Annotated in this window: 10 protein-coding genes; 1 reads left to right on the plus strand and 9 read right to left on the minus strand. The window is 64.8% G+C overall.

Annotation, left to right across the window (positions count from 1 at the left end):
* Positions 1–7: 7 nt before the first annotated feature.
* The 5 genes from KM135_RS02925 to KM135_RS02945 form a co-directional block, all read right to left on the minus strand.
* Positions 8–1,453: an NAD(P)-dependent oxidoreductase gene (locus KM135_RS02925; protein ID WP_221712431.1), complete on the minus strand. Its 1,446-nt coding sequence runs from the start codon at positions 1,451–1,453 to the stop codon at positions 8–10.
* Between the two features lie 165 nt (positions 1,454–1,618).
* A complete protein-coding gene (locus KM135_RS02930) occupies positions 1,619–2,422 on the minus strand; it encodes an undecaprenyl-diphosphate phosphatase (RefSeq protein WP_221712433.1) in 804 nt (267 codons plus the stop codon).
* Positions 2,423–2,482: 60 nt separating this feature from the next.
* Positions 2,483–3,445 carry a complex I NDUFA9 subunit family protein gene (locus tag KM135_RS02935; RefSeq protein WP_221712435.1) on the minus strand — a complete coding sequence of 321 codons (963 nt, stop codon included), beginning with the start codon at positions 3,443–3,445 and terminating at the stop codon, positions 2,483–2,485.
* Between the two features lie 123 nt (positions 3,446–3,568).
* Positions 3,569–5,347, minus strand: a complete 1,779-nt coding sequence (locus KM135_RS02940; RefSeq protein WP_221712437.1) for an alpha/beta fold hydrolase — start codon at positions 5,345–5,347, stop codon at positions 3,569–3,571.
* A 247-nt stretch (positions 5,348–5,594) separates the two neighbouring features.
* Complete coding sequence (locus KM135_RS02945) at positions 5,595–5,942, minus strand: hypothetical protein (protein ID WP_221712439.1); 348 nt, start codon at positions 5,940–5,942, stop codon at positions 5,595–5,597.
* Between the two features lie 33 nt (positions 5,943–5,975).
* Here KM135_RS02945 and KM135_RS02950 point away from each other — a divergent pair, with 33 nt between their 5' ends.
* Positions 5,976–6,287, plus strand: a complete 312-nt coding sequence (locus KM135_RS02950; RefSeq protein ID WP_221712441.1) for a UrcA family protein — start codon at positions 5,976–5,978, stop codon at positions 6,285–6,287.
* Positions 6,288–6,390: 103 nt separating this feature from the next.
* Here KM135_RS02950 and KM135_RS02955 read toward each other — a convergent pair whose 3' ends face one another.
* From KM135_RS02955 to KM135_RS02970, 4 genes are read right to left on the minus strand one after another with little or no spacing between them, the layout of a single operon-like run.
* Complete coding sequence (locus tag KM135_RS02955) at positions 6,391–9,513, minus strand: efflux RND transporter permease subunit (protein ID WP_221712443.1); 3,123 nt, start codon at positions 9,511–9,513, stop codon at positions 6,391–6,393.
* Entirely contained in the window at positions 9,510–10,637 is a 1,128-nt protein-coding gene (locus KM135_RS02960; RefSeq protein WP_343228133.1) for an efflux RND transporter periplasmic adaptor subunit, read from the minus strand. The genes KM135_RS02955 and KM135_RS02960 overlap by 4 nt, the downstream gene beginning before the upstream one ends.
* Positions 10,638–10,686: 49 nt before the next feature.
* Positions 10,687–12,279 (minus strand): flavin monoamine oxidase family protein, encoded by a 1,593-nt coding sequence (locus KM135_RS02965; RefSeq protein ID WP_221712447.1) that lies wholly within the window; start codon positions 12,277–12,279, stop codon positions 10,687–10,689.
* Positions 12,280–12,327: 48 nt separating this feature from the next.
* On the minus strand, positions 12,328–12,765 hold the full coding sequence (locus KM135_RS02970; RefSeq protein WP_221712449.1) for a c-type cytochrome: 438 nt from the start codon (positions 12,763–12,765) through the stop codon (positions 12,328–12,330).
* Positions 12,766–12,770 lie beyond the last annotated feature (5 nt).

Raw genomic sequence — 12,770 nt, forward strand, 5'->3', positions numbered from 1 at the left:
CGGCGCATCACGCCGTCACCCGCGACCGCGTAGTGGCCTTGGCGGTCAGGTAGCTCTGGATATGATCGACCACGTCGCGGCCGTCGCGGATGGCCCAGACGACGAGGCTCGCGCCGCGCACGATGTCGCCGGCGGCGAACACGCCATCGATGCTGGTCATCATCGAGCGGTGATCGACGCGCAGCGTGCCCCAGCGGGTGACGGCCAGCGAGGGCTCGCCGAACATCGTCGGCAGTTCCTCCGGATCGAAACCGAGCGCCTTGATCACGAGATCGGCCGGGATGCTCGCCTCGCTGCCGGGATCGGGCTCGGGCGCGCGGCGGCCGGACGCGTCGGGCTGGCCGAGGCGCATGCGCGTCAGTTTGACGCCGGTCACATGCTCCGTGCCTTCGAAGGCGATCGGCGCGGAAAGCCAGACGAACTCGACGCCTTCCTCCTCGGCATTCTGCACTTCGCGCTGCGAGCCAGGCATATTCTCCCGGTCGCGGCGATAGAGGCAGCGCACCGAACGCGCACCCTGACGCACCGACGTGCGCACGCAGTCCATCGCGGTGTCGCCGCCGCCGATGACGACGACGTCCTTGCCGGTGGCGAGCAGCGAGCCATCCTCATGCTCCGGCACGGCATCGCCGAAGCCGGCCTTGTTGGAGGCGGTGAGGAAATCGAGCGCCTTCACGACGCCCTTGGTGCCGACGCCCGGCATCTTCATGTCGCGCGCCTTGTAGACGCCGGTTGCGATCAGCACGGCCTCATGCTTCTGGCGCAGTTCGGCCAGCGTCGCATCCTTGCCGACCTCGAAGCCGAGATGGAAGTGGATACCCGCTTCCTCGAGGCGCTGGACGCGGCGCATGACGATATGCTTCTCCAGCTTGAAGCCAGGGATGCCATAGGTCAGCAGGCCGCCGGCGCGGTCATAGCGGTCATAGATATGCACTTCATGGCCTGCCATGCGCAGATATTCCGCCGCCGTGAGGCCGCCGGGGCCGGCGCCGATGATGCCGATGGAGAAGCCGGTGGGCGCGCCGACCTGCACGGGCTCGACCCAGCCTTCCTTCCAGGCGGTGTCGGTGATGAACTTCTCGACCGAACCGATGGTGACGGCGCCATGGCCCGAGAACTCGATGACGCAATTGCCTTCACACAGCCGGTCCTGCGGGCAGATGCGGCCGCAAATCTCTGGCATCGTGGACGTCATGTTGCTGAGTTCATAGGCTTCGCGCAGGCGGCCTTCCGCCGTCAGTCGCAGCCAGTCCGGGATATGGTTGTGCAGCGGGCAGTGGACCGAGCAATAGGGCACGCCGCATTGCGAGCAGCGTGCGGCCTGATCCTCGGCGCCCGCCGGCGCGAAGCTGTTCGAGATTTCGGCGAAGTCCCTGGCGCGCTCGTTCACCGCCCGCTTGTCCGGATAGGACTGCGGTCGCACAACGAACTTCAGCATTGGATTCTCGGCCATTGAAGCGTTCCTCTAGTCAGCAGAACGTTCGGTTATGGCGAAAAAACGGCTGAGTCACGCGATTCTCAGCAATTAAGTCAGCTATGCTGCCTTAACGGAGTGCAAATATGACGGATTTTTGTGCGCTTGCAACAAATGCAGCGATTAATAATGGCCGTATCGGACCTATCTAATTCCCAGCCATATCAGCGCGGCGATTCCCGCGGCGATTCGGTACCAGGCGAAGGGTGCAAAGCCGATACGGCTGACCACCGCGACGAAGGCTTTCACAACCACGATCGCCACGACGAACGAGACGGTGAAACCGATCGCGATGAGCTTCATGTCCTCGGCCGTCATGCCGCCCCCATGCTTGGCGAGTTGGAGGACGGTCGCGCCGGTGAGCGTCGGCACGGCAAGGAAGAAGCTGAACTCCGCCGCGGTCTTACGATCGACGCCGAAGGCCATGGCGCCCAGGATCGTCGCGCCCGAACGGCTGACGCCCGGGATCATGGCAATGCATTGCACGAGGCCGATGAGACAGGACTGGCGCAGGGTAACGCCCGCGACGCCGCCGCTTTCGGTCGGCCGGGCATAGCGCTCCACGACGAGGATCGCGATGCCACCCAGGATGAGCGAGATGGCGACGATGACGCTGTTCTCCAGCATCAGCTCGATCGCGTCGCCGAACGCAAGGCCCAGCACGACGGCGGGGATGAACGCGACGATGAGATTGCGCGTGAAGGCGAGGGCGCGCGGATCGGTCCGGAACAGGCCGGTCAGCACCTCCATGAAGGTGCGCCAGTAGAGCACGACGATCGCGAGGATCGCGCCGGGCTGGATGGCGATGTTGAACAGCGCCCACTTGGCGGCGTCATAGCCGAGCAGCTCGGTTGCGAGGATGAGATGGCCGGTGGAAGAGACCGGCAGATATTCCGTCACACCTTCGACGATGCCGAGGAGGATGGCAGTCAGGCTTTGGCTATCCATCGGGGGAGCCTCCGGCTGGAGTCAGGAAAACAGGCGAGGGGGCGGGGCCGTTGGGCCAAATCAGGCGCGCGCAGCCGATCCGAAACGGCCGTGACGCTGATATTGCTCCAGCCAGGCCGGAGCGAGCGCGGCCATCGGCGCGGGGCGAATGCCGAATGTGTCGAAGCCCTTCGCGCCGGGCGAGACGACATTGTCGCTCAGCAGCATGAAGAATTGATCGCGCGTGATCGGCGCACCGGGGAGGAAGCCGGTGACGGTTGCGAGCGCCTTGGCCGCGCCATCCGGCACCGGCAGGAAATTGCATTCGCGGCCGATCTGCGCTGCGATCCACTTATTGATCTCGGCCAGCGTGATCACGTCCGGGCCGCCCAATTCATATGTCTCGCCGCCATGCTTGCCCGGTTCGGCGACAGCCAGGGCGATCGCCTTGGCAACGTCGCCGACATGGACCGGCTGGAAGCGCGTTGTCCCGCGAATGACGGGCACGATATGAACGAGCGGCACAGATGCGCCGGTCGCGATCAGCTGGGCGAAGCGGTTGGTGAAGCCGTCGTCCCGGCCGAAGATGATCGACGGCCGGATGATCGTCGCCTTGGGGAAGGCCGCGCGCACGGCCGCTTCGCCCTGCGCCTTGGTCTTGCCATAGCCGGAGAGGCTGCCGATGTCCGCACCGATTGCCGAGATCTGCACGAGCGCGTCGAGGCCGGCGGCCCTGGCCGCGAGCGCGATGTTTTCGGCGCCGACGACATGGGCCGCCCTGAAGTCGCCCTTCAGCAGGCCGACCAGATTGACTGCGGCGGCCGCGCCCTGCAGCGCGGCGGCGACCTGATCGGGATCAGTGATATCGACGGAGACGAATTGCGTTTGGCCCATATTGCCGAGCGAGCGCACCGACATGGCGAGGCGAGGCGTGCGCTGAGCGATCCGCACGCGATAGCCGCGGGACAGAAGTTCCTGCGCGACCTGCCGGCCGACGAAGCCGCCGCCGCCAAATATAACTACCGGCTTGTCCGTTGCAGTCATCGCGTCATTCCCTGGTCACTGGCACCTGACGGTCCATTGCATCAGTGACGGGCGCAAGACAACTGCTGGATGCACGTCTTCACCGCATGCGGGGGCATGACGGCGAGCGGCTGCGGAGAAGCCTCAGACCCTCTTCCGCCCGTGGCGCGAAATGAATTCCAGGACGCTGGCGTTGAATGCATCGGGCTGTTCCCAATAGGCCGCGTGACCGGCTTCCTCGATCACGCGCAGTTCCCAATTGGGGAATTTGTTGCTGAACAGGCGCTGGAGCGCCGGGGATGGCCCCATGTCCGTGTCGCCGGTCTGGAGGAGGATCGGCAGCGTCATCGCGCCGAAGGTCTTCCAGTTGCGGTCCGCCCCCCAGGGTTGACCCGTCTGCCAGCCGTTCGGGTGAGCCAGATGTTCCAGTAATTGCCAGGTTGCGAGTCCCTCGGGATTGCCCGCACGATAGGATGCGCCGACCTCGCCGAACTCGACCGGCACATTGGTCTGGCCGGCGGGACCGCGGCCGAGATTGGCCATGAATTGCAGATAGTCCGGTTCGCTGGGGAGCAGGATGCTGCCCGATACGATCACCGAGTGGAGCCGCTCGGGGTGCGCGATGGAGTAAGCGATGGCCGTGCAGCCGCCCGCCGCGCAGCCGACGATGTGCGTCTTGTCGACCTTCAGATAGTCGAGCAGCTTGTTGAGATCGTCGGCGGCCGAGCCCGGATCGTCGGCCGGGCCTTTCTCGGTCTTGAAGAAACCGCGCTGCGACCAGGCGATGACGCGATAACCTTTCTTGGCGAAGAAGGGCTGCTGATAGGCCCAGCACTCGCTGCTCTGCGACCAGGGATGGCAGAACACGATCGTTTCACCGTCGCCACCCGTGTCCCAGTGCCAGATGGGCACGGGCTTGGTATCGGCCCAGCCGGCTTTGGCGGGCACCTGCTCGGGCACGGGCACCTTCTCCCAGACCTTGACCGGACCGCTCACGATGGCGGGCATCGCCGCCCTGGATGAGGACGGGACGTTCCAAGGCTGTTTGGCCGGCACGACAGGGGGCGGGGGGAGCGACCGGCCGCCACGGTTGCGGCGCAGGAAATCGAGCAGCACCGCGTTGAAGGCGTCGGGCTGTTCCCAATAGGCCGAGGTGCCGGCCTCGTCGATCACGGCCAGTTCGCGTTTCGGGAGATATTGCGCGACCAGACGGTTGTGCGCGGCGCTCGAATAATGGTCGGCATCGCCGGTCAGCAGCATGACGGGCAGATCGAGCGTCCGCAGCCGCGCCCATGTCAACGGTTGTGCGCCGGCGGGCTGGGTGACGGCGGATGCAGTCGGGTGCGCCGCGCCGGCCATCTCGGCCCAGGCCTTGACGCCGGCCGCATTGGCGCCGCGATAGCCGGGGCCGATATCGGCGAATGTTACCGGCGTATTGTGGTTGGCGGGGAGCCAGACGCGCTTGTCCATGCCGCGATAATCCTCCTCGGCGACGCCGAGACGCGCGCCGGCGAGGATGAGCGCGCGGACGCGCTTCGGGTTTTCCAGCGCGAAATGTGTGACGACGGCGCCGCCCTCGGCCGAGCCGACGAGATGGGCGCGGTCGATCTTGAGGACGTCGAGCAGCCTGGCGAGGTCACTGGCGGCCGTACCCGTGTCGCCTTCCGGGCCGCGCTCGCTGCGATGGGTGCCGCGCCGCGACCAGCCGATCACGCGATAGCCTGCCTTGGCCAGGACGGGCTGCTGATATTTCCAGCAATCGGCGCCTTGTGCCGCCGGGTGATTGAGGACCACGACCTCGCCGTTGCCGCCGGTGTCCCAATACCAGAGCTTTGCCGCGCCGATATTGGCGGTACCCTCCTTGGCGGAGGCCTGTTTCGGCACAGCGATCGGGGTCCAGGGATCTGCGGGGGTCGCGCTCATTCACCTCTCCTCAATCTTTTCTCGATGGCCGGCGGATTTTTTTCGCTCCGTTCTTTTTGCCTTTGCGGACTGCAAGTTATGCAAGCGATCCGGGTGCGGAAGCCGGGCAATGCTGTCTTCTATGTGTCATGAAGTCGCGGAGTATCGGCTCGGTCCGGAAGGCGCCACCGGCCGGTGGCAAGTTCGCCGGTATTACCCGACGGCGCTTGCTCGGGGCGGTAAACTTCGTTGATTGCCACATAATCCTTTATTTATAGAGGCTTGATTGATTTTCAGCGTAATATTCTGGCCCTGTTCCAGATGCGCGAAGGAGGTCCGATCCGCCACGAACTGCAAGTGATTTTTTCTGAGTATAGTATGACGGCACGCGCACGGTGCGCTGGATTGCAAGGCGAGCAATCGCGTTAAAAAAATGTTGCGCAACATAGCCTGTTGCCGCGGCGCAACATACAAAAAATGGCTGATTTCTGCGATGCAGCGACGATTGTCCCTTGTCGGGCAACAGGCCGATCCTTATGTGCGCCGTCAAGCGCAACACAAAAAGCTTGACGGGCGATCCGACTGAAAACGGCGGCGCCCGATAAGAGCCAGCCACTTAGAAATAACCAGAGTCCGTAGGAGCATGTCCATGAAGACCCTCGCCGCCAGCCTCGCCGCCGCCGCCCTGATCGCCGGTGCGACCCCCGCTCTCGCCAAGCCCCGCGAGAATGTCGAAGTCCGCGTCTCGACTGCGGGTATCAATTTCAACGACGCAGAGTCGGTCGCCAAGTTCCGTGCGCGCGTCGCCAGGGCCGTAGCTGACGTCTGCAATCCGGGCGACCGCGTCAATGCCGACATGGCGCCCGACTTCGCTTGCCGCAAGTCGATGGCGCAGACGAGCGAGACGCGCATCGCGGCGCTCCAGGCCAGGTCGAACGCGGCGATGGCTATCGTCGAATAAGATGGGCTCGCATAAGATCGGCGTCGAATAAGACGAACCAACAGTTCCCACGTGGCGGCGCGTTGCTCGGCGAGCAGCGCGCCGCTACTGTTTTTGGGCCTGATTATTCCGCCGGCTGCGCGGCGCCGCCCGCCGCTGCGCCGCGGCTCGCGATGAGATCTCGCAGCTTGCGGCTGATCGTCTCTGGCGACTGGGTGCCACGCGCCATGCGGCGATAGAGGATCGGCACGACATAGAGCGTGATGACGGTCGCGATGCTGACGCCGAACACGATCACCCAGCCGATCGACGAGCGGGCAGCGGCGCCGGCGCCGTGGCTCAAGGCGAGCGGGAAGGCGCCGGCGACCGTGGCGATCGAGGTCATCAGGATCGGGCGGAGCCGGCGCGCGGAGGCTTCGCGAATGGCGGTCTCGATATCCTTGCCCTGATCGCGCAGCTGATTGGCATATTCGACGATCAGGATGCCGTTCTTCACGGCGAGGCCGACCAACATGACGATGCCGATCTGGCTGAATAGATTGATCGTCGTGCCGGTGAGCGCGAGTCCGATGATGCCGCCCGCCACGCCGAGCGGCACGGCCGAGATGATCACGGCCGGATGGATGAAGCTCTCGAACTGCGCGGCAAGCAGCAGATAGATGACGATCACCGTCAGGCCGAAGGCGACCCAGATGGATGCGCCAGTCTGCTTGAACGATTGGCTCTGGCCGCGATAGCCGATCGCCTGCACCTCGGGCGATCGCCCCGCCTCGTCCTCCAGGAAGGTGAGCGCCTTGCCCAGCGAATAGCCTGGCGAGAGGCCGCCGTTCAGCGTGATCGAGCGCATCTTGTTGAAGCGGCCTAGTTCGCGCGCCGTCGCCGCCTGGCGCGCGATCACCAGATTGGAGAGCGGAATGAGTACGCCGGTGCCGCTGCGCACATAGACTTTCGACAGACCGGCCTCGTCATTGCGATTGAACGCCTCGGCCTGCAGGACGACATAATATTCCTCGCCGTCGCGAACATAGGTCGAGACGCGACGCGAGCCCATCATCGTCTGCAGCGCCTGGCTGACATCATCCACCGACACGCCAAGATCGCCTGCACGCTGCCGATCGACCTCGATGACCAGCTGCGGCTTGTTCTCCACATAGTCGGCGTCGAGATTGACGATCCCGGGATTGTCGCGAGCGGCATCGAGGATGCGGTCGCGCGCATTGGCCAGTTCGTCATAGCTGTTGCCGGCAATGACGAAGCTGACCGGCTGACTACCGCGCGCGAGACGATTCATGACCACGGCGTTGCCGCGCACGGAAGGCAGATTGGCGAGCTTCGCGTTGACTTGCCGCGCAACGTCCTCCGACGTTTCGCTGCGCTCATCCCAATGCCGCATGAACATCGCGATCTGGCCGGTGTTGAAGTCCTCCGTCGGTCCGCCGCTCATGGGAACGCGCGCGTTCATGCCGCGCACCGGGCCCTTGCCGACCATCGGCAGCAGCATCTTCTCCATCTGCCCAGCATAAGCGTCGGCCTGCGCGAAGCTGGTGCCTTCCGGCGCGTTGAAGCGGACCTGCACTAGGCCGGCGTCCTCGGCGGGGGCGAGCTCCGCATCCAGCCCCCTGAACAGGAACGTCGCCACGGCAATAAGCGCAACCACGGCGAGAATGACGGGCAGCGGCCGCCGCAGCATACGGTCGAGCGTGCCGGCATAGCCATTCTCGGTGCGCGTCATCAGCCGATCGATGCGCGCCGTGAAGCCGCCCCGGTTGCTGTTCTTGAGCAGCTTCGAGCACATCATCGGCGTCAGCGTCAGCGCGAGGATACCCGAACATGCGAGAGCGACGATCATGGCGACGGCGAGTTCGCGGAAGAGCAGACCCGTCTGGCCGGAAAGGAACATCACCGGCACGAACACCGCGCACACGACGAGGGTTGTCGCCATCACCGCGAAACCCACCTGCTTGGCGCCCGCATAAGCGGCGTAGAGCGGCTGCTCGCCCTCCTCGATGCGGTGATAGATATTCTCCAGCACGACGATGGCGTCATCGACGACCAGGCCGATCGCCAGAACACAGGCGAGGAGCGTCAGCAGATTGATCGAATAGCCGGTCATCCACAGGACCGCGCAGGTCGCCAGCAGGCAGATCGGCACGGTGACCATCGGAATGATCGTTGCCCGCGCGCTGCCGAGGAACAGGAACACCACGACGGTTACCAGCAGCGCGGCCTCGGCCAAGGTGGTCCACACGCCCTTGATGGCCTGCTCGATGAACAAGGTGCTGTCCATGCCGACCATGATGTCGATGCCGGGCGGCAGATCCTTCTTGAGTTCCGCGATCGTGTCCTTGGCCGCCTGCGCGACGGCGAGCGTGTTCGCCCCGGACTGGCGCACGATGCCGAGACCGACGCCGGTGCCGCCATTGTAGCGGAAGGTCGAATAGGGATTTTCGGGTCCTTCCTCGATCCGGGCGACGTCGCCGAGACGGACCTGGTATCCGTCGGCGCCACGGCCGATCACGAGTCCCCTGAAGTCCTCCGGCGTCGTGAAGCCGCGCTGCACCCGCAAGGAGAGGTTCTGTGCGCGGGCCTCGATTCGGCCGGCGGGCAGCTCGACATTCTGACGGCGCAGCGCATTTTCCACGTCGCGCGGTGTGAGGCGCAGCGCGGCGAGCCGATCCGCATCCAGCCAGACGCGCATGGACGGTTTGGCGAGGCCCATGGCCTGGACCTGCGCGACGCCGTCGATGGTCGAAAGCCGATCGATGATGACACGCTGGACATAGTCGCCGAGCTTGGTCTTGTCCCACCCCGGCGCCATGACGGCGAAGAACATGATTGGCTGCGCATCGCTGTCCACCTTGCGCACTTCGGGCGGGAAGGCATCGATGGGCCGATCAGCAGCGCCGGCCGAGACACGGTCGCGCACGTCGTTGGCGGCCGCATCGACATCTCGGCCCGCGCGGAACTCGATGTTGATGTTGGAGACGCCGTCGCGTGAGTTCGAACTGATCGTCTCGATGCCCTCGATGCCGGCAAGGCGCTGTTCGAGCGGCTGTGTGATCCGGCTCTCGATCACGCCGGCGTTCGCGCCGGTGTAGCGCGTTTCCACGGATACGATCGGCGGATCGGTGTCCGGATACTCGCGCACCGAGAGATTGAGGAAGCCGACAAGGCCGACGATGACAAGCAGCAGCGCAAATACCGCCGCGACGACAGGGCGCCGGACCGAGACGTCCGACAGGATCATGGCGCCGCGGCTTTCGGTGCGCTTCCGCCTGCGCGATCGGCCTTCGCGCCTTCCTCGCCTGACAGGCGCACGGTGCGGCCTTCGGATACTTTGATGACGCCTTCGGAGACCACCAAAGCGCCCTTGGGCAATCCGCTGACCTCGATTACGCCATTGTCTCGCAAGCCGGTTCGGATCGGCGTGCGCTTCACCTTGCGCTCCCGATCCACCGTATAGACGTAGCGGTCTTCGCCCTCACTCAGCACCGCCGCCTCGGGGAGCGCCAGCGCGCTGCGTCGACCGGTCTCGATGCGCACGGTCAGCAGCATGCCCGGCTTGATGCGATTACCGGGATTGGGGAGAGTTGCGCGCACCATCACGGCGCGGCTCTGCGGATCGATCACCGGATCGATGACGCTGATCGTCCCCTCGATCGGCTGATCCGGAAAGGCGGATGCATAGGCCTTGATCGGCAGGCCGGGGCGCAGCTGGGCGAGCTGCGTCTCGGGCACCGTGAAGTCCAGCTTGATACGCGAAATGTCGCTCACCGTGACGAGCGGCGTGCCAGTGTTGACGATGGCGCCTGCCGAGATGTTGCGGAGCGAGAGATAGCCGGCGAAGGGCGCGCGGATCATCCGGTCGCTGATCTGCGCCTGGACGCTTTCCTCCGATGCCCTGGCTTCGCTGAGCGCTGCGCGTTGCTGATCGAGTAGGGAGCGCGTGGCGAAGCCCTGCTTGCTGAGGCTCTTGATGCGTTCGAGCTGCGAGGCCGCTTCGCTCGCACTGGCGCGCGCGCCGGCAAGGGCGGCCTGTTCCTGCGCGTTGGAGAGCACGGCGAGCAACTGGCCACGGCGCACGTACATTCCGTCGTCGAACAGCAGCCGCTCGATGCGCTCGGTCACGTTCGCGGCGAGCGTCACCTGTTCATTGGCGCGGGCCGAGCCTACGGCCTGCAACTCGTCGCGAAACACATAGGGCTGCGCATTGACTGCGGTCACCAGGGGCGGCGGGCGACGTTGTTCCTGCGTCTTCGCTTCGGAACAGGCGGATAGCTGTACCAGCGCCGGGAGCGCGAGGAGCGCCGCCCAGCCCGCAATGCGGGGGCTATTTCCGGCGATCCAGCGATGCCGGCGTTCTTGACTCACTTCGTCACCTACAGTCCCGGATAACTTGACAAGTTTGCTACAAATCGGTTCAGGCCGCCAGCGCTCTTTTGTGCAACCGCTCAATGGCGTCGAGCGCGGAGAGCAGGGCGCCTTCCATCCAGCATCCATAATAAGACGCATGTTCACCCGCGAGGACGATGCGACCGTCCATCGCGACGAGATTCTGATAATGCTGCGCCCGCGAAGCTTCGTTCCAGCTGCCGCAGCAGCCGAGAATCCATGGCGCGCGGCTCCAGGCGAACGATGTGCCGTTCATGAACTCCTTGCGATATTCGGCAGGGTGAAAGACCGATCCCTGCGCCAGCGCGGTCTCGATGCGTTGTTCCGGCGTCATGCCCGCGAGCTGGAAGCCGCCCGCGCCGCTCGCGAAGGCGCCGAGCAGCACCGAGGGCTTGTTGCTGAAGAAGTCATAATTCGGGTAGGAAACGAGGCCGATCGCCTGATCCGTGAAGCTATGGCCGCCATAGATGGAATAGTCCTCCTCCCAGAAACGGCGACGCATCTCGAGGCCGATCTTAACCTGTCCGCTATAGGGAACGGCACCGATCGCGGCCTTCATCGGCGCACTGACCTGAGGATCGATCTGCTTGAGGACGCCCAGCGGGATCGTGCAGACGCAATAGTCCGCCTTCGCCTCGGTCACCTTGCCGGAGCCGATGTCCTCCCAGGTGACCGCGACGCCCGCATCGTTCTGCGCGATCTTGGTCACCTTGGCATTATAGGTGATCATGTTGCCGAGCTGCTTGGCGAAGCCCTTGCCGATCATGTCCATGCCGCCCTTGGGCTGGAACATCGTCGTCTGCATGACATGGCTGAAATAGAAGCCCATCTGCGTCCAGACCTTGGAGTCAAGCAGCGCGCTGAGACCATTGACGGTGGAGGGCGTCGGGGCGCCATTGACGCCGCCGCCAGGCGCCCGGTCGAAACCGCGCGCACTTGAGACCATGAGGCTGCTCGCATATTTGAGGTCGCCGTCGAGCAGGCCCCATTCGCGCAGTGCGCCGATCAGCTTCTCCTTGTCTTCCGTGCTCACCGTCTGATCGAGCTGACCGGCGTTGAGCGACTTGGAGAGCAGCTCGGAAACATGGCCTTTGAAGTCGACCGCCAGCTCCTTGTAACGTTGCGGCTTGCCGCCGAATGCCTTGCTCTGATGGACGAAGGCATTGTGATTGAGCTGGATGAACGGCTCCAGCTCCACGCCGAACGCCTTGCAATAGTGCAGCAGCGTGCGGTGGTGGTGCGGAATGCGCCATGGGCCGGGATTGAGGTAGTTGCCGGGCGCGAACTCGCAGGTCTGCGTCGCGCCACCAACCTCGACCACCTTGTCGCCGCCGCGGATCGAATAGTTCCGGCCGCCGGGACGGTTCTGATATTCGAGCAGTTGGACGGAGTAGCCGGCCTTGCGCAACTCATAGGCGGCGAGCATGCCGGCAAGGCCCGCGCCGAGCACGAGGACTTTCGCGCCCTTGCGCGCGCCGCGGAGGGCCGGCGGGCCGGTGAACTGGGTCTCGGCAGCATGGCCGAGCGCGGTCATCGCCTGATACATGGCGACGGCGCCGCCCGCCTTGCCGATCATGGTCAGCAGCTCGCGCCGCGACGGGCCGTTCTTCTCTTCAATCATGTCTGTTCCCCCAAAGGAAAGAAGTGCCGGTGCCGTCCCCCAACGGCCTCAGCATGTGGCGCAATCCCGCGGTGACGCCTTGCCGCCGGCGGCCACGCGCTCGACATCGGAGACCGTCACCGGATCGGAATAAGTGTTGAAATGACTGCGGACATAGGTCGCGACTGCCGCGATCTGCTCCGTCGTCAGCATGTCGTTGAACCAGGGCATGCCGCCACGGCCCTTGAGCAGGATGCCGACGACCATGTCCTTGTCGGAAAGATTGACGTTGCCGGCAAGCGCCGGGATAGCTGCGCCCGCGCCGTCGCCACCCTTGGCATCGGCCATGTGACAGGCCTGGCAAATGGTCTCGTACACTTCCTTGCCGGCACCGCCGACTTCGACGCTGGACGGGCCGCCGCCCGGCGCATCCTGCGCGCGGACGGCGACTGTGCCCGCGAGGAGCAGAGCGGAAAGCGCAAAAGGCAGGACAATCTTGGCAGTCATGGCTT

Source organism: Sphingobium xanthum (assembly GCF_019737615.1).
In the GTDB taxonomy this organism is placed as follows: domain Bacteria; phylum Pseudomonadota; class Alphaproteobacteria; order Sphingomonadales; family Sphingomonadaceae; genus Sphingobium; species Sphingobium xanthum.

What these genes read in the sequence shown, in the direction of transcription:
- KM135_RS02950 (WP_221712441.1), top strand. Translation starts at nt 5,976, where the DNA reads ATGAAGACCCTCGCCGCCAGCCTCGCCGCCGCCGCCCTGATCGCCGGT.
- KM135_RS02940 (WP_221712437.1), bottom strand. Translation starts at nt 5,347, where the DNA reads ATGAGCGCGACCCCCGCAGATCCCTGGACCCCGATCGCTGTGCCGAAA.
- KM135_RS02965 (WP_221712447.1), bottom strand. Translation starts at nt 12,279, where the DNA reads ATGATTGAAGAGAAGAACGGCCCGTCGCGGCGCGAGCTGCTGACCATG.
- KM135_RS02930 (WP_221712433.1), bottom strand. Translation starts at nt 2,422, where the DNA reads ATGGATAGCCAAAGCCTGACTGCCATCCTCCTCGGCATCGTCGAAGGT.
- KM135_RS02925 (WP_221712431.1), bottom strand. Translation starts at nt 1,453, where the DNA reads ATGGCCGAGAATCCAATGCTGAAGTTCGTTGTGCGACCGCAGTCCTAT.
- KM135_RS02970 (WP_221712449.1), bottom strand. Translation starts at nt 12,765, where the DNA reads ATGACTGCCAAGATTGTCCTGCCTTTTGCGCTTTCCGCTCTGCTCCTC.
- KM135_RS02935 (WP_221712435.1), bottom strand. Translation starts at nt 3,445, where the DNA reads ATGACTGCAACGGACAAGCCGGTAGTTATATTTGGCGGCGGCGGCTTC.
- KM135_RS02955 (WP_221712443.1), bottom strand. Translation starts at nt 9,513, where the DNA reads ATGATCCTGTCGGACGTCTCGGTCCGGCGCCCTGTCGTCGCGGCGGTA.